This is a genomic window from Nonomuraea sp. NPDC048901 (genome assembly GCF_040649695.1).
Classification (GTDB): Bacteria; Actinomycetota; Actinomycetes; order Streptosporangiales; family Streptosporangiaceae; genus Nonomuraea.
Genome location: NZ_JBEZFW010000013.1, coordinates 215,117 through 230,495 on the forward strand (window position 1 = coordinate 215,117; position 15,379 = coordinate 230,495).

16 protein-coding genes are annotated in these 15,379 nt (G+C 71.1%); 10 read left to right on the forward strand and 6 right to left on the reverse strand.

Annotated features, from left to right (window positions below; translation table 11 throughout):
• Window positions 1-1,035, reverse strand: coding sequence for an aldo/keto reductase (locus tag AB0C30_RS38225; RefSeq protein WP_357953216.1), 1,035 nt, complete (start codon window positions 1,033-1,035; stop codon window positions 1-3).
• Window positions 1,036-1,120: 85 nt separating this feature from the next.
• Between AB0C30_RS38225 and AB0C30_RS38230 the strand changes: the two genes are divergently transcribed.
• The gene (locus tag AB0C30_RS38230) at window positions 1,121-1,813 is read left to right on the forward strand and encodes an HAD family hydrolase (RefSeq protein ID WP_357953218.1); all 693 of its coding nucleotides are present in this window, start codon (window positions 1,121-1,123) and stop codon (window positions 1,811-1,813) included.
• Window positions 1,814-1,879: 66 nt separating this feature from the next.
• The gene (gene gndA / locus AB0C30_RS38235; RefSeq protein WP_357953220.1) at window positions 1,880-3,304 is read left to right on the forward strand and encodes an NADP-dependent phosphogluconate dehydrogenase; all 1,425 of its coding nucleotides are present in this window, start codon (window positions 1,880-1,882) and stop codon (window positions 3,302-3,304) included.
• 55 nt (window positions 3,305-3,359) lie between these two features.
• Here gndA and AB0C30_RS38240 read toward each other — a convergent pair whose 3' ends face one another.
• Window positions 3,360-4,130 carry an acyl-CoA thioesterase domain-containing protein gene (locus AB0C30_RS38240; RefSeq protein WP_357953222.1) on the reverse strand — a complete coding sequence of 257 codons (771 nt, stop codon included), beginning with the start codon at window positions 4,128-4,130 and terminating at the stop codon, window positions 3,360-3,362.
• An 11-nt stretch (window positions 4,131-4,141) separates the two neighbouring features.
• Window positions 4,142-5,080 (reverse strand): YafY family protein, encoded by a 939-nt coding sequence (locus AB0C30_RS38245; RefSeq protein ID WP_357953224.1) that lies wholly within the window; start codon window positions 5,078-5,080, stop codon window positions 4,142-4,144.
• Window positions 5,081-5,131: 51 nt separating this feature from the next.
• Here AB0C30_RS38245 and AB0C30_RS38250 point away from each other — a divergent pair, with 51 nt between their 5' ends.
• Window positions 5,132-6,256, forward strand: coding sequence for an epoxide hydrolase family protein (locus AB0C30_RS38250; protein ID WP_357953225.1), 1,125 nt, complete (start codon window positions 5,132-5,134; stop codon window positions 6,254-6,256).
• On the opposite strand, the gene AB0C30_RS38255 is transcribed toward AB0C30_RS38250, so the two are convergent.
• Window positions 6,154-6,570, reverse strand: coding sequence for an SRPBCC family protein (locus AB0C30_RS38255; RefSeq protein WP_357953227.1), 417 nt, complete (start codon window positions 6,568-6,570; stop codon window positions 6,154-6,156). The genes AB0C30_RS38250 and AB0C30_RS38255 overlap by 103 nt on opposite strands.
• A 4-nt stretch (window positions 6,571-6,574) precedes the next feature.
• The gene (locus AB0C30_RS38260) at window positions 6,575-6,934 is read right to left on the reverse strand and encodes a VOC family protein (protein ID WP_357953229.1); all 360 of its coding nucleotides are present in this window, start codon (window positions 6,932-6,934) and stop codon (window positions 6,575-6,577) included.
• A gap of 214 nt (window positions 6,935-7,148) precedes the next feature.
• On the opposite strand from AB0C30_RS38260, the gene AB0C30_RS38265 reads away from it, so the two are divergent.
• From AB0C30_RS38265 to AB0C30_RS38280, 4 genes are all read left to right on the forward strand, one after another.
• Entirely contained in the window at window positions 7,149-7,991 is an 843-nt protein-coding gene (locus tag AB0C30_RS38265) for an AraC family transcriptional regulator (protein ID WP_357953232.1), read from the forward strand.
• 149 nt (window positions 7,992-8,140) lie between these two features.
• Entirely contained in the window at window positions 8,141-8,572 is a 432-nt protein-coding gene (locus tag AB0C30_RS38270) for a type II toxin-antitoxin system PemK/MazF family toxin (RefSeq protein WP_357953234.1), read from the forward strand.
• A gap of 41 nt (window positions 8,573-8,613) precedes the next feature.
• Window positions 8,614-9,831 carry an FAD-dependent oxidoreductase gene (locus tag AB0C30_RS38275; RefSeq protein ID WP_357953235.1) on the forward strand — a complete coding sequence of 406 codons (1,218 nt, stop codon included), beginning with the start codon at window positions 8,614-8,616 and terminating at the stop codon, window positions 9,829-9,831.
• Window positions 9,832-10,029: 198 nt separating this feature from the next.
• Window positions 10,030-11,241, forward strand: a complete 1,212-nt coding sequence (locus AB0C30_RS38280) for a cytochrome P450 (protein ID WP_357953237.1) — start codon at window positions 10,030-10,032, stop codon at window positions 11,239-11,241.
• 192 nt (window positions 11,242-11,433) lie between these two features.
• Here the strand turns inward: AB0C30_RS38280 and AB0C30_RS38285 are convergent, their stop codons facing one another.
• A complete protein-coding gene (locus tag AB0C30_RS38285) occupies window positions 11,434-12,012 on the reverse strand; it encodes a helix-turn-helix domain-containing protein (protein WP_357953239.1) in 579 nt (192 codons plus the stop codon).
• A gap of 94 nt (window positions 12,013-12,106) precedes the next feature.
• On the opposite strand from AB0C30_RS38285, the gene AB0C30_RS38290 reads away from it, so the two are divergent.
• From AB0C30_RS38290 to AB0C30_RS38300, 3 genes are all read left to right on the forward strand, one after another.
• Window positions 12,107-12,895 carry an SDR family oxidoreductase gene (locus AB0C30_RS38290; protein WP_357953241.1) on the forward strand — a complete coding sequence of 263 codons (789 nt, stop codon included), beginning with the start codon at window positions 12,107-12,109 and terminating at the stop codon, window positions 12,893-12,895.
• Window positions 12,896-12,985: 90 nt separating this feature from the next.
• Window positions 12,986-14,107 carry an MBL fold metallo-hydrolase gene (locus AB0C30_RS38295; RefSeq protein ID WP_357953243.1) on the forward strand — a complete coding sequence of 374 codons (1,122 nt, stop codon included), beginning with the start codon at window positions 12,986-12,988 and terminating at the stop codon, window positions 14,105-14,107.
• Window positions 14,089-15,360 carry an MFS transporter gene (locus AB0C30_RS38300; protein WP_357953245.1) on the forward strand — a complete coding sequence of 424 codons (1,272 nt, stop codon included), beginning with the start codon at window positions 14,089-14,091 and terminating at the stop codon, window positions 15,358-15,360. Before AB0C30_RS38295 ends, AB0C30_RS38300 begins: the two co-directional genes overlap by 19 nt.
• The last annotated feature ends 19 nt before the right edge of the window (window positions 15,361-15,379 follow it).

Sequence of the window (15,379 nt, forward strand, 5' to 3'; positions counted from 1 at the left end):
TCAGGGGCGCCGGCGGAGCTTCGCGTCGGACAGCTGCGGGGGCTGCCAGCCCTCGTCGCCCGGGTTGATGGTGACGCCCGGCGCCACGATCGCGTCGATCCTGTCCAGTACGTCGTCGCTGAGCCGTACCTCGGGGGCGCTGAGCTGGCCCTCCAGATGTTCCATCGTGCGTGGCCCGATGATGGCCGAGGTGACCGCCGGGTGCCTGATCGTGAACGCCAGGGACAGCTCGATCAGCGTGTGCCCGGCCTCCTCGGCCAGGACGGCGAGCTGTTCGACGGCGTCGAGCTTGCGCTGGTTGACCTCCAGCTTCATGTCGTAGCGGTGCGGCAGCCGGCTCGCGCGGCGGCTCTCCGGCAGTTCCTGGTTCTTGCGGTAGCGGCCGCTCAGCCAGCCGCCCGCCAGCGGGCTCCAGACGATGGCGCCCATGCCGTACTTCTGGACGGTGGGCAGCACGTCGGCCTCGATGCCGCGGGCGAGCAGGGAGTACGGGGGCTGCTCGCAGACGAAGCGTTCGAGCCCGCGCCGCTCGGCCGCCCACTGGGCCTCGACCACCTGGTGCGCGGGGAAGGTGGAGCTGCCGATGTAGCGGACCTTGCCCTGCCGGACGAGGTCGGTGAGGGCGCCGAGCGTCTCGTCTATGTCGGTGGCGGGGTCGGGGCGGTGGATCTGGTAGAGGTCGATCCAGTCGGTGCCGAGGCGGCGCAGGCTGTTCTCGACGGCCTGGAAGATCCAGCGCCTCGAGTTGCCACCCTCGTTGGGGCCGTCACCCATGGCACCGTGGCACTTGGTGGCCAGGACGACGTCGTCGCGCTTGCCCGACCTGGCCAGGGCCTTGCCGACGAACTCCTCCGACTGGCCCCGCGAGTAGACGTCCGCGGTGTCGATGAAGTTGATGCCCGAGTCGAGGGCGCGGTCGATGATGTCGGCCGACTTCTCGGCCGACTCCTCACCGAACCCGCCGAACATCATCGCGCCGAGGCAAAGAGGGCTGACCTTGAGACCGGTATGTCCGAGTACCCGATATTCCGTCATGCCCCTCACTCTGGCATGACCGCCTGGGCGGGGGGCAGCCGCACCGCGATGATGGCGTTCATGGCGGCCGTGGTGTCATGGAGCCATGACGGAGTTCCCGCACGCACCCACACCGGCGTTCCTCTTCGACCTCGACGGCACCTTGATCGACAGCGTCTACCAGCATGTCATCGCCTGGCGCCAGGCACTGTCCGGGCTGGGCATCGACCTGTCGGTGTGGCGCATCCATCGCCGCATCGGGATGAGTGGCGGGCTGTTCGTGAGCGCGCTGCTGCGGGAGACGGGGCTGAAACTGTCGGCGGAGCAGATCGACGAGTTGCAGACGATCCACGGTGACGCCTACACCGAGCAGATCGACTCCGTCCGCCCGCTGCCGGGCGCCGCCGAGTTGCTGAGCGAGCTGACCTCGCGCGGTGTGCCGTGGGCGATCGCGACCAGCGGTTACGCGCGTACGGCCCGGCTGGCGCTGGGCATGCTGGGCCTGCCGGAGGACACTCCGATGGTGACCCGCGACATGGTGCGCAGGGCCAAGCCGGACCCCGACCTGTTCCTTGCGGGTGCGGCGCTGCTGGAGGTGGATGTGCGGCATGCGATGGTGGTAGGAGACAGTGTCTGGGACCTGCTCGCCGCCCGCCGGGCGGGGGCGCTCGGGATCGGGGTGCTGTCCGGCGGATACGGCAGGGACGAACTGGAGCGCGCGGGTGCTTTCCGCGTGTACTCCGATCCGGCTGACATGCTGCATCGGCTCGACGAGCTGGGCGTACGCCAAAGCGACTGAAATATTGGAATATCCAGCCGAACCTCTACCGCTGGATCATGCGTATCCCCCACAGAGGAGCTTGATATGGACTTGGCAGATATCGGGGTCACCGGCCTGGCGGTCATGGGCAGGAACCTGGCGCGCAACCTCGCCAGGCACGGCTACGCGGTGGCCGTGCACAACCGCACGCCCAGCCGGACGCAGCAGCTGGTCAAGGAGTTCGGCGGCGAGGGCACGTTCGTACCGTCGGAGGAGCTGGCCGCCTTCGTGGCCTCGCTCAAGCGGCCGCGCCGGGCGATCATCATGGTGAAGGCGGGTCCGGGCACCGACGCGGTGATCGACCAGCTCGCCGAGCTGATGGAGCCGGGCGACATGATCGTCGACGGCGGCAACGCGCACTTCGCCGACACCCGGCGGCGCGAGGCGGCCCTGCGCGACAAGGGGATCCACTTCGTCGGCACCGGCATCTCCGGCGGCGAGGAGGGCGCGCTCAACGGCCCGAGCATCATGCCCGGCGGCTCCAAGGAGTCGTGGGAGGCGCTCGGCCCGATCCTGCAGGACATCTCGGCCAAGGTCGACGGCGTCCCGTGCGCGGTGCACGTGGGCCCCGACGGTGCCGGGCACTTCGTCAAGATGGTGCACAACGGCATCGAATACTCCGACATGCAGCTCATCGCCGAGTCCTACGACCTGCTGCGTCAGGCTCTCGGCGCCACCCCGGCGGAGCTCGCCGAGGTCTTCCGCGAGTGGAACCAGGGCGAGCTGGAGTCCTACCTGATCGAGATCACCGCCGAGGTGCTCGACCAGGTGGACGCGGCCACCGGCAAGCCGTTCGTGGACGTCGTGGTGGACCAGGCCGAGCAGAAGGGCACCGGCCGCTGGACCGTGCAGGGCGCGCTCGACCTGGGCGTACCGGTGACGGGCATCGCCGAGGCGGTGTTCGCCCGCGCGCTGTCGGGTCACCCGGAGCAGCGCGCCGCCGCCGCGTCCCTGGAGGGGCCGAAGCTGTCGGGCGTCGGCGGGCGGGAGCTGATCGAGGACGTACGGCAGGCCCTGTACGCCTCCAAGATCGTCGCCTACGCGCAGGGCTTCGACCAGATGGCCGCCGCCTCCAAGGAGTACGGCTGGGACCTGGACCTGGGCGCCATGGCCACGATCTGGCGGGGCGGCTGCATCATCAGGGCCCGTTTCCTCGACCGGATCCGCGCCGCCTACGACACCGACCGGGCGCTGCCGACGCTGCTGGCCGACCCGACGTTCGCGGCGGCACTGAACCTGGCGCAGGAGTCCTGGCGCCGGGTGGTGACCACGGCGGTGCAGATCGGCGTGCCGACGCCGGGCTTCTCCTCGGCGCTGGCCTACTACGACGGGCTGCGCCGTGAGCGGCTGCCCGCCGCGCTGATCCAGGGGCTGCGCGACTTCTTCGGCGCGCACACCTATCTTCGGGTGGACCGTGAGGGCGCCTACCACACCGACTGGTCCGGCGACCGCACCGAGCGCCCCGCGTAGTCTTCAGCGGCCGCGTTCTAAAGCGGGCCCGTTTCGAGCGGCTTCGTCCTGTTCTTCAGCGGGTCCGCAAGGGGATCGGGTTGGCCACGGCGGTCACGAGGCAGAAGCCGATCGGCCCGGCGGCGTCGTGCAGGGTGCACTGCCCTGTGGCGACGCCGCCGTCGCTGAGGTGCCCGGTCGCCTCCACGCCGACCAGCTCCCCCTCGGGGACCCGGCCGAGCGTGATCGTGTAGTCGGCGTTGATGAAGTGCACGCCGCCGGTGCCGCCGGTGCTGAGCGGGCTGGCGAAGTCGGCCGCGAGCGCCACCCTGGTGAACGGCGTGACCGGCTCGTCGTCCACGAGCGGATGGGTCTCGCGCAGCCAGACCCGGTTGGGGCCCGGCTCGCTCCAGTCGGTCAGCCGCCACAGGTCGAACGGCGGCTCCCACTCCCCGCCCGTCACAGGCGGTCCGGCGGGCGGCGGCTCGTCCCAGGCGGGCGTGTCGTTCCGCTCGCCGTCCGGCTGCTCGCTCTGCCTGAGAAGCACGGCGCTGGCCCGGCCGATCACGCCCTGGTCGGTACGGATCGCCACGTCGGCCACCCGGATCCGGCGCCCGTCCCTGACCAGCTCGGTCTCGACGGTGACCGGGAGCATCGGGCTGTTGCGGAACAGATCGACGGTGAGCCGGGCGAACCGCAGGTCCGCCTCACCGTACTCCTGCTCGACGGCCATGGCGGCCAGGCCCCCGAGCAGGCGGCCGTGGAGCATGTCGGGCGACCAAGGGCTGCGGGCGTGCGGAGCGGGCACGAACTCGCCCGTCTTACGCGTGAAGAACGCTGACGTCACAGAATGAGATTCTAGAGGGTGGTGAGTCGCCGCCCGAGCCCGCGCAGCCGTTCCTTGAGCTCGACCGGCTCCAGTACCTCGAAGTCGAGGTCGAGGAAGGCCACAACCACGGCGATCAGATGCAGGTCGTCACCGCGCAATGTCAGCACGCAGGTGTCCTCGCCGACCGGCTCGACGACGCCCGCCGTACGGCCCGCGACCTGATCGGCAGGGGCGTGCAGCAGGACGCGGGCCTGGATCGGCCACATGTCGTGACCCATCCGGCGCTCGACCCAGGCCGCGACGTCGCCGCCTGGCGGCTCGCGCGGGGTGAAGCGGGGACCGTTCGGCGTGCGCGGGCGCAGGCGGTCGGCGCGGTAGGTGCGCCAGTCCCGCCGGTCGACGTCCCAGCCGACCAGGTACCAGCGGCGCGACCAGTTGACCAGGGTGAGCGGCTCGGTCTTGCGCTCGGTGGTGACGCCGTCGCGGCCGGTGTAGTCGAAGCGGAGCTGCTCGTGGTCGCGGCAGGCGGCGGCCACCGCGGTCAGCACCTCGGCGGCGACCGTCGGACCGCCGGTGGTGATCGGCACGGTGTGGGTCTGCAGCGCGTTGACCCGGTGCCGCAGCCGGGCGGGCAGTACTTGCTCCAGCTTGGCCAGGGCGCGCAAGGAGGTCTCCTCGATGCCCGTCACCGTGCCGCCCGCGGCCGTGCGCAGGCCGACGGCGACGGCCACGGCCTCGTCGTCGTCCAGCAGCAGCGGCGGCAGCTCGGCGCCCGCGCCCAGCCGGTAGCCGCCGGAGACACCCGGCGTGGAGTGGACCGGATAGCCGAGACCGCGCAGCCGCTCGACGTCGCGGCGCACGGTCCTGACCGCGACGCCGAGCCGTTCGGCCAGGTCAGCGCTGGGCCAGTCGCGCCGTGCCTGCAGCAGGGACAGCAGGCGGAGCAGCCTGGCGGAGGTGTCCAACACAAGGGCAATTGTGTCCTGATCCTGGCCGCAATGCCGCCTAGCTTTGGCGACATGGAGAAATTCGTGATCGATATCCCGCAGGCCGCGTTGACCGATCTGGCGGAGCGGCTGCGCCGTACGCGCTGGCCCGACGCGCTGGAGGGCGTCGGCTGGTCCTACGGCGTACCGCTTCCAGCGGTACGCGAGCTGGCCGAATACTGGCTCGACGGCTATTCCTGGCGTGCACACGAGGCCAGGCTGAACGCCCTTCCGCAGTACACGACCGTGATCGACGGCCAGCGCGTGCACTTCGCGCACCTGCGCTCCCCCCGCGAGGACGCGCTGCCGCTGCTGCTGACGCACGGGTGGCCCAGCACGTTCGCCGACTTCGCGCGTGTCGCCGAACCCCTCAGCCGCGACTTCCACCTGGTCATCCCGTCGATCCCCGGCTTCGCCTTCTCGGGACCGACGTCGGAGACCGGCTGGGGCGTGCGGCGCGTCGCCGCCGCCTGGGCGGAGCTGATGAGCAGGCTCGGCTATACGCGGTACGGCACGCAAGGCGGCGACTTCGGCTCGCTGATCTCCCCGGAGGTGGCCAGGCTCGACCCGGACCACGTCGTCGGGGTGCATCTGAACGCGCTCACGACGCTCGTCAACGACGACCAGGCCGGGCTGAGCGCGGCCGAGGTGGAGCGGGCCAAGGGGGTGGAGCGCTGGCACCGCCACTACTCCGGGTACGCCATGATCCAGGGGACCAGGCCGCAGACCCTGGCCTACGGCCTGGCCGACTCGCCGACCGGGCAGCTCGCCTGGAACCTCGACGCGTACGCCTCCTGGGGTCAGGACATCGGCGGCTTGTCGCGCGACGACATCCTGACCAATGTGACGATCTACTGGCTCACGGACACGGCGGGCTCCTCCGCGCGTCTCTACCGCGAGGGCGCCTCAGCCTGGGAGCCACCCGCCGAGCCGGGCAGGACGCCGACCGCCGTGGCGGTCTTCCCCGGCGACAGTTCGGTGCGGCGCTACGCCGAGGTCGCGCACAACGTGGTGCGCTGGTCGGAGTTCACCGCCGGCGGCCATTACGCCGCGCTTCAGGCGCCGACGCTGCTCGCCGAGGACATCAGGGCGTTCTTCATGGCGCTCAGCCCCCGATCCATGAACTCGGCGACGACGGGCACCGCCTCCTCCGGGTAGAGGTCCGCGTGCCAGACGAACCGCGACCGGCCGTCGCCCTCGTCCACCACCGTCGAGGACGCGTTGTGGTGCCGCAGCCCGAGCGGGCTGTCGACTATGGCGTAGGCGATGCGGCGGGCCTCGTCGTCGACGTCCAGGATGAGCTCATGGGCGACGGCACCGTTGAAGAACGTGACGATCCTGACATCGCCCTCCATGTGGCACTCGAGCACGAACCCGGGCGCGAGCCGGTCAACCCGGCCGGCCTCGCGCAGGACCGCCCACACCCGCTCGGCGGGGACGTCGAGCATCGCTTCCTTGTGAATGGCGGCCATGGGGTCAGCCACCTGCCGCGACGCAGAACGGGTGGCCCTCAGGGTCGGTGAGCACGGTCCAGTCGGCGCCACCCGGCTGGAACTCCGGTACGGCGGCGCCGAGCCCGACCAGCTCCTTGACGGCGAGCTCGACGTCGGTGACCTGGAGGTCGAGGTGGACGTGCTTGGCGTCGCCGGGCCAGCCGGGGCCGCGGTAGCCGGCGACACGCTGGAACGCCAGCCCGACGGGGCCGCCCTCGACGGTGGCGAAGTCGTCGTCGCTGTGGGCGATCCGGCCGCCGGTGGCCTTGGCGTAGAAGTCGGCGAGAGCGGCCGGGTCCTGGCAGTCGAAGATCACGGTGGAGACCGTGATGGTTGTTGTCATGGGTCCAGGGTGGGGCGGGGCGGGCGACCGGGTCTTGAACATCCTTGCACCACCGCTGGGCGTTCGCCGACTGGCGGCACCACGCCGCGGCGCCGCGCTTTCCGTCCGCCGGCGCGGCGGCGCTGGGCGGCACTGCGCGCCGGTGCTGGGCATACCGTCGTGTGCCGGTGCGACGGCGGCAGGATTGTCGTAGCCGGAGCGTAGGGTTCGGCAGGTGCGTTCAGCAGTCCGTCTCGGCACCGGGTCCGGGTTCACCCTCGACGCGGTGACCTGCCACGACGATCACCGCAGGTGGTCGCCGCCCGAAACGAGCTCCGCCTACCGGGTGGTGCTGGTGCGCCGCGGCCGCTTCCGCCGCAAGGCCGACGGGCGGGCCGCCGTGGTGGATCCGACGATGGCCTATCTCGGCATTCCTGGCGAGGAGGAGCATTACGCACACCCGGCGGGTGGCGACGTGTGCACCTCCCTGTGCGTGACGCCGGATCTGTGGCGCTCGCTCGCGGGCGACAACGTGGTGCCCTCCCGCTCCACGATTTACGTGGATGCCCGCCTCGACCTGGCGCACCGCCGCTTCCTGGCCGCCGCCCGCACCGGCGACACGGCTTTCGAGCTCGCCGAAGCCTTGCTGCCCCTCCTTTCCACCGCCCTCGCCCAGCTCACCCCCGTGCCGGCGCGGCGCGGCCGGGCTCCGGCGAGCTCGGAGGTGATCGTGGAGGGTGCCCGGGAGGCCATCGCCGCGGGCCATCCCGCCGCCGATGGGCTCCTGCCGCTGGCGGAGTTCCTGGCTGTCTCGCCGTACCAGCTGAGCCGGGCCTTCACCCGAGAGCTCGGCATATCCCTGACCCACTACCGCAACCGGGTGCGCGTCGGGCGGGCCCTCGACCACCTGGAGGGCGGCGCGGCGAACCTGGCGCTGCTGGCCGCCGAGCTGGGGTTCGCCGATCAGGCCCACCTGACCCGCACGGTCCGCCGCCACGCCGGCCGCACCCCCGCGGCACTGCGCCGCCTGCTCGCTCCTCCAGGATCTCCGACGGAGAGCCCGGGTCGCGACCGTTGACGCGTCCCCGTCCCTTTCCCCGCCGCTGTCACCGTCGGAGGACGAGGCTGAGCACGATCGCCGCCTCCTGTTTGCCGATATTTCGTGGCATTCCCGGATAGCCGCACCGGATTCGATCAACGACGGCCCGGTGGCGTAAGCTCCCTCGCGTGCGTGATTCAGGTGAGGACCCCCGGCCCGCCCGCGGTGCGGTGCGGGAGATCCACTCGCTCAGCCAGGCGGCGACCCTGTCCTACTCCCCCGACCTCGACGGACTGGCCGACCCCGGCGAGATCGTCTGGGCCTGGGTGCCCTACGAGGAGGACCCGGAGCGCGGCAAGGACCGCCCGCTGCTGATCGTGGGCCGCACCGGACGCAGGCTGCTGGGCATGATGCTGTCCAGCCAGGGCGACGACGGCCCCGACTGGCTGGAGGTCGGCGTGTGGGGGCGCGACGGCAAGACGTCCTACCTGCGGCTGGACCGCGTGTTCGGCCTGGACGAGGACGACATCAGGCGTGAGGGCGCGGTGCTCGACGGTGCGCGGTTCGCCCGCGTGGCGGCTCACCTCATGAAGACGTACGGCTGGACCGCCGGCGGCTGACCCGCTTCGTTCGGCGTCCTCCTGGCTGCGATCATGGGGACATGCGTGTTGCGGTGATCGGGAGCGGAATCGTCGGAGCGGCCGCGGCCTGGCACCTGAGCGGGCGCGGAGTGTCCGTGACGGTGGTGGACGGGGCTTTCAGCGGGCGGGCGACGGAGGCCGGCGCGGGCATCGTGTGCCCGTGGGTGGACCATCCCGACGACGACGCCTGGTACACGCTGGCGGGCGAGGGGGCTCGCCGCTACCCGGATCTGGTGTCGGCGCTCGGCGAGGACATCGGGTACGCACGGGTCGGAGCGCTGCTGGTGGCCACAGACCCGGTCGAACTGGAGCCGATACGCGCCCTCCTGCTGCGCCGCCATCCGGAGGCACCAGAAATGGGGGACATCACGGATGTGGCGGCTCCGTCGGCACTGTTCCCGCCGCTCAGGGAAGGTCTGAGCGCGATCCACGTGCCGGGGGCCGCTCGGGTGGACGGTCGGGCGGTACGTGACGCCCTCCTCCGCGCCGCCATCCGCCAAGGCGCCGACCTCCGTACGGGCACCGCGACCCTCACCCCCGACGGCGGCGTGCTCCTCCACACCACACCCGACGGCGATCCGCTCCTCCGCACCACCACCGGCGCGCCCGGCCCGGAGCCGCACGCCGGGGAGGCGGCGATGCCGGGAAGCAGGCTTGAGTCCCCGACTCGGGAGGTGGGAGCACCGAGCGACAGGCTCAAGTCGCCGGCCGAGGTTCGCGTGGAGGCGGATGTGGTGATCGTGGCCGCCGGAGCCTGGAGCGGGGAGGTGTGCCGGGGGCTTGGGGTGGAGATCCCGGTGTCCCCCAGGCGCGGGCAGATCGTGCATGCCACCCTCGACGGCGTGGACACCACCTCCTGGCCGATCGTGCTGCCCCGGAGCGGGCCGTACCTGCTGGGCTTCCCCGGCTCGCGACTGGTGGTCGGTGCGACCGTGGAGGACGCCGGGTTCTCGCCGTACGTCACCCTCGGCGGCATCCACGAGGTGCTGGCGGCGGGCCTGCGACTGGCGCCCGGCTTGGACGACGCGAGGGTGGTGGAGACGAGGGTGGGCCTGCGTCCGGTGTACGGGGCGGGCACGGCTCTCATCGACCGGCTCACCGACCGGGTGGTGGTGGCAACGGGCCTGGGCGCGTACGGCCTGACGGCCGGCCCGTTCACCGGCCAGATCGCCGCCGCGCTCGCACTGGGCGAAACCCCACCCATCGACATCAGCCCGTACGCGCACATCCCCGCCTGAGCCCGCCCATCGAGATCCGGCCCCCAGACGGCGGGCAGGACGGCTGAGAGCTGTTCCTCGGATCAGGTTTGGAGCCGAAGGACCAGGCCAGCCGCTCCACGCACCCCTTCCACGCATGGTTGGGGTCTTGACCGTCGGCGGCTTGTTTCGTACGTTCCCGGCGAGCTTGTTGGACGACGACATCGCCCGGAGGCGGCTTTGACAGAACAGTCCAGCACCACATCGACCTGGCCGGACCTTCCCCCTGGACCGTACGGCACCCCGTCGCCCGACCTGACCCGCCGGTACGCTGAGGCGCCGATGGAGGCGGCCACGCTGCCGAGCGGTGACCGGGTGCCCATGATCGTCCGGTACGCGGATGTCCGCAGCGTGCTCACCTCGCCGGCCAGCAGTCGTAACCTGCGTGAGCCCGGCCTGCCCAGAATGGTCAGCGGCACGTTCCTGGACGACGACCCGGCGGCGCTGATGAACCAGGATCCGCCGGAGCACACCCGATACCGGCGCATCATGCACGGCACGTTCACGCCCAGGCACATCGAACGCTGGCGGCCCCGCGTGGCGGCCATCGCCGGCGAGTTGATCGACGCGGCCGGTGATGAGTTCGATATGGTCGCGGGCTTCGCGCTGCCGCTGCCCGCTCGGGTGATCTGCGAGCTGCTCGGCGTGCCGATGGACCGCTTCGAGCAGGTCCGCGGCTGGACGGAGATGTTTCTGTCCGCCTCGGACGCGAGCGCCGACGCTCGGGCCCAGGGATTCGCCGCGTTCACGGCCTATGCGCGGGAGCTGATCGAGCAGCACCGGACCGAGCCCGGCGAGGACCTGATCGACTTGCTCATCGCGGCACGCGATGAAGGCGATGGGCTCAGCGAGGACGAGCTGACCAACATGGTGTTCACGCTGATCATGGCCGGGCACGAGACGACCGCCTCAATGATCGTCCGGGGCAGCTTCCGCCTGCTCTGCCACGCCGACCAGTACGCCGAACTCGCGGCCCATCCCGAACTGGTCGAGCCGGCGGTGGAGGAGATCCTGCGTCACGAAGGACCTGGCTCCAACGGCATGCTCCGGCGGATCACTGATGACGTCGAGGTGTCCGGCGGGACCATCCTGGCCGGCACGGTTGTGCTGCCCAACCTTTGGGCCGCCGACCACGACCCGTCGGTGTTCCAGGACCCGCTGCGGTTCGACGTGAAGAGGTTCACCGATGCCCAGTCCACTCCGCACCTGGCATTCGGCCATGGCCCTCACTACTGCTTAGGCGCGAACCTGGCGAGAATGGAACTGCAGGAGGCGTTCCACGCTCTGGTGACGCGCCTGCCAGGACTGCACGCGCAGGAGGACCTGTCGGCCGTGGTGTGGAGCGACGGGTTCGTCTACTGGCCACGCCGACTGCTGGTCAAAGCAAGCTGAGCCCGAACATGCGACCGCATCGCCGGCGCCGCCTCGGTGAGAGCAGCCGGGCGGCTCGGTCTGGATCGCGGTCAGCAGCATCTGCCAGGTGCCATCTGCCGACCCAGTTCTCAGCCCAGGCCCGGTCAGTGCCCACACCGCATGGCAAGGTGTCGACCGGGCCCCGGTCGGTGCCGACGCGTTGTGGGACGACTATCCCAGGCCCCGGTCGGTGCCGACGCCCCGTAGCAGGGTGTCGACCAGGAGCGTGGCCAGGGTGTCGGCGTCGTCGCCCTGGCTCTGCGCGGCCTCGTGGATCAGCGCGTAGTAGACACGCCTGGCCCACGCCGGATCCACGTCGGCCCGCAGCAGGCCGGTGGCCTGCGCCTTGCGGAACAGCTGGTCGCACCTGTCCTCGACCTCTGAGTGCACGCGGGCCACCTCGGGGTCCGACGACGCGCGGCTCATCGCGAAGCCCCAATCGATCTTCACCCGCAACACGCTGGCCGTGACCTGGTAGAGCGCGACCAGCGGCGGCGTGGTCTCGGGATTGGCGGACTCGACCGCCGCCGCGAACTGCCGCGTGGCCCACCCTTCCATCGCGCTGACCAGGGCATCGCGGGACGCGAAACGCCGGTGCACGGTCGTGCGGGCGACCCCGGCCGCCTCGGCGATCTGCTCCATGCTGGCCGACGGATTCTTGCTGAGCACCCGCTCGGCCGCTTCCAGGATCGTGCGTACGGTCCGTTCGGCGTCGGAACGCAGCGCGCGCCCCTGCTGACTCGCTTCCACAGTGCAACCATACACTCCAGAGTTGCAACACTGATGTTGCAACTGCTACCTTCCTAGCATCATCAGCGATGCACTTACGGAGGCACGCGTCACCATGGACATGCGACTCACCGGCAAGACCGCCGTCGTCACCGGCGCCAGCAGGGGCCTCGGTCTCGCCATCGTCGCGGCGCTGCGAGCGGAGGGGATGCGGGTCGTGGCCGGTTCACGGACGATCTCGCCCGAGCTGAAGGAGACCGGCGCGACGGCGATCGCGGTCGACCTGTCCAGCGCCGAAGGCCCGGCCGAGCTGATCGGCACCGCCCTGGCCGAGCTGGGCGAGCTCGATCTGCTGGTCAACAACGTGGGCGGCGGCGACGGCGGCGAGGGACAGCTGGACGGGTTCCTGGGCTTCACCGAGGAGCACTGGCACCAGACCCACGATCTCAACTTCCTCAGCGCCGTCCGCGCCACCAGGGCCGCCCTGCCCAGCCTGCTGCGACAGGGCGGGACCGTGGTCAACATCTCCTCCAACGGCGCCCGCATGCCGCACGCCGGCCCGATCACCTACACCACGGCCAAGGCCGCGCTGACCGCGTTCGGCAAGGCGCTGGCCGAGGAATTCGGGCCGCAGGGGGTGCGGGTCAACACCGTCTCCCCCGGCGCCAGCCGCACGTCGATGTGGGAGGACCCCAACGGTTACGGCGCGGCGCTCGCCGTCAAGATGGGCCTGGAGCACGACCAGCTCCTGGCGGGGCTGCCGTCGAGCACGGGGATGACAACGGGTAGATTCGTCGCTCCCGCGGAGGTCGCCGCCCTGGTGACCTACCTGGCCTCACCACACGCCGCGAGCGTCAACGGCGCCGACTACGTCATCGACGGCGGCGCGATCAAGACGGTCTGAATCTATCGCGATATATCGTCGAAATCGGGAACATCGGAGATATCGCGATCAGTTGAGTGGTGTGGACCGACTTTCAGGGGAGTGTGAGCGATGGCGAGACTGCGGACGATACGACGGATTCTCGTAGGCGGGGCGGCCTTGGCCGCGGCGGGCTGGGCCCTGCGTGACGTACCCGCCGAGCTGGGCGTGCGGCCTTTGACCTCGGGACCGGACCGGGCGGCCAGGGTGCGGCGCTCCCCGCAGTTCAAGGACGGCGCCTTCTACAACCCGATGCCGGAATCCACCACCATGCTGTCCGCGCCGCCCCCGGGTCTGCTGCGCGAGATGTCCAAGGACAGAGACCTGCGCCGCCCGTCCGGCCCCGTTCCGCTGCGCGTGCCGCCGACCGGCGACCCGTCGCCCACCGGGCTGAGAGCGATCTGGTACGGCCACGCCTCCACGCTGGTGGAGATCGAGGGGCGTCGGGTGCTGTTCGATCCGGTGTGGAGCAGACGGCCGTCGCCGTCGCAGCTTGTCGGGCCGAAGCGGCACCACCCGGTGCCCGTCCCGCTGAACCGGTTGCCGCAGGTCGACGCGATCGCGATCTCGCACGACCACTACGACCACCTCGACATGGGGACCGTGCGCACGCTCACCGCGACGCAGAAGGCGCCGTTCCTGGTGCCGCTGGGCATCGGCGCCCACCTGGAGCGATGGGGCGTGCCCGCCTACCGGATCATCGAGCTCGACTGGGACGAGGAGGCCGAGGTGGCCGGGCTGCGCTTCATCGCGACGGCCGCCCGCCATTTCTCCGGCCGGGTCCTCACCCGCAACGACACGCTGTGGGGCTCCTGGGTGGTGGCCGGAGCGAGCAAGCGGGTCTTCTACGCGGGCGACTCCGGCTACTTCGAGGGCTACCGGGGCATCGGGTCGGCGCACGGCCCGTTCGACCTGACGCTGATGCCGATCGGCGCCTACAGCCCCTCCTGGCCCGACATCCACATGAACCCGGAAGAGGCGGTCAACGCCCACCTCGACCTGGGCGGCAGGCTGCTGCTGCCGGTGCACTGGGCGACGTTCACGCTGGCGCTGCACCCGTGGGCGGAGCCGGTGGAGCGGCTGTGGCGCGAGGCGAAGGCCCGCGACGTCGAGATCGTGGTGCCACGCCCCGGTGAGGCCGTCGACACCGACGGCGCTCCGGCCGTCGACGGCTGGTGGGAGACCCTGGGCTGACCACCTTCGACCACACCCGGCGGGCCTGCTATGCCGGATATGTCACCCAGGCCATCGTCAACAACCTGGCGCCACTGCTGTTCATCGTCTTCCAGACGCGCTATCAGGTGCCGTACGAGATGCTGGGCCGCCTGGTCATGCTCAACTTCGCCACCCAGCTCGTCACCGACCTGATCGCGGTCAAGGTGGTGGACCGGACGGGTTACCGGGTGCCCTTGGCATTGGCGCACGTGTTCAGCGTGGCCGGGCTGGTGCTGCTGGCGGTCGCTCCGTCAGCGTTGCCGTCGCCCTACACAGGGCTGGCCGTGGCGGTGGTGATCTACGGGATCGGCGGCGGGCTGCTGGAGGTCCTGGTCAGCCCGGTGGTGGACGCCCTGCCCGCACCGGCTGAGCACCGGGCCGCCAGGATGAGCCTGCTGCACTCCTTCTACTGCTGGGGCCAGGTCGCCGTCGTGCTGGGCACGACGCTGGTGCTGGCCTGGATCGGCGACGCGGCCTGGCAGGCGCTGCCGCTGCTGTGGGCACTCGTACCCCTGGCCGGCCTCGTGCTCTTCCTGCGGGTCCCGCTGCCCGCGACGGTGCCCGAGGAGCACCGGACCGGGCTCGGGGCTCTGCTGCGGACCCCGTTCTTCGCGGCGGCGCTCCTGCTCATGCTCTGCGCGGGCGCGGCCGAGCTGACCATGTCGCAGTGGTCCTCGCTCTTCGCCGAGCAAGGGCTGGGCGTGGCCAAGGTGTGGGGGGACCTCGCGGGACCCTGCCTGTTCGCGGTGCTCATGGGACTCGGCCGGATCGCCTACGGTCTCTGGGGTAGCCGGATCCCCCTGCTGCCCGCCGTGATCGCCTGCGGCGTACTGGCCACCGCCTGCTACCTCACCGCCGCCCTGGCCCGGGACCCGGTGCTCAGCCTGATCGGGTGTGCGGTGTGCGGGCTGGCGGTCAGCCTGATGTGGCCGGGAACGTTCAGCCTGACGGCCGCCCGCTTCCCATTGGGCGGGACCGCGATGTTCGGAGTCCTGGCGATGTTCGGCGACGCGGGGGCGGCGGCGGGCCCGTGGCTGGCGGGCGCCGTCGCCCAAGGCGGCCTGCTCGGCGACGGCGCCGTCACCCAAGAAGGCCTGCTCGGCGACGGCTCAGGACTCCGTGCCGGGCTGCTGGTCGGCACCGTCTTCCCGCTCGCGATCGTCGTGGTGGGCATCGCGCAGTCACTCCTGGCCCGCCGCCGCACCTCCACTCCCGCACCCGCCGAGAACTGACCCATGCCGCCATATTCCG

Excerpts from the sequence above, each read along its gene's own strand:
- AB0C30_RS38225 (WP_357953216.1), bottom strand. The coding sequence starts at position 1,035 with ATGACGGAATATCGGGTACTCGGACATACCGGTCTCAAGGTCAGCCCT.
- AB0C30_RS38230 (WP_357953218.1), top strand. The coding sequence starts at position 1,121 with ATGACGGAGTTCCCGCACGCACCCACACCGGCGTTCCTCTTCGACCTC.
- gndA (WP_357953220.1), top strand. The coding sequence starts at position 1,880 with ATGGACTTGGCAGATATCGGGGTCACCGGCCTGGCGGTCATGGGCAGG.
- AB0C30_RS38250 (WP_357953225.1), top strand. The coding sequence starts at position 5,132 with ATGGAGAAATTCGTGATCGATATCCCGCAGGCCGCGTTGACCGATCTG.
- AB0C30_RS38255 (WP_357953227.1), bottom strand. The coding sequence starts at position 6,570 with ATGGCCGCCATTCACAAGGAAGCGATGCTCGACGTCCCCGCCGAGCGG.
- AB0C30_RS38260 (WP_357953229.1), bottom strand. The coding sequence starts at position 6,934 with ATGACAACAACCATCACGGTCTCCACCGTGATCTTCGACTGCCAGGAC.
- AB0C30_RS38275 (WP_357953235.1), top strand. The coding sequence starts at position 8,614 with ATGCGTGTTGCGGTGATCGGGAGCGGAATCGTCGGAGCGGCCGCGGCC.
- AB0C30_RS38290 (WP_357953241.1), top strand. The coding sequence starts at position 12,107 with ATGGACATGCGACTCACCGGCAAGACCGCCGTCGTCACCGGCGCCAGC.
- AB0C30_RS38295 (WP_357953243.1), top strand. The coding sequence starts at position 12,986 with ATGGCGAGACTGCGGACGATACGACGGATTCTCGTAGGCGGGGCGGCC.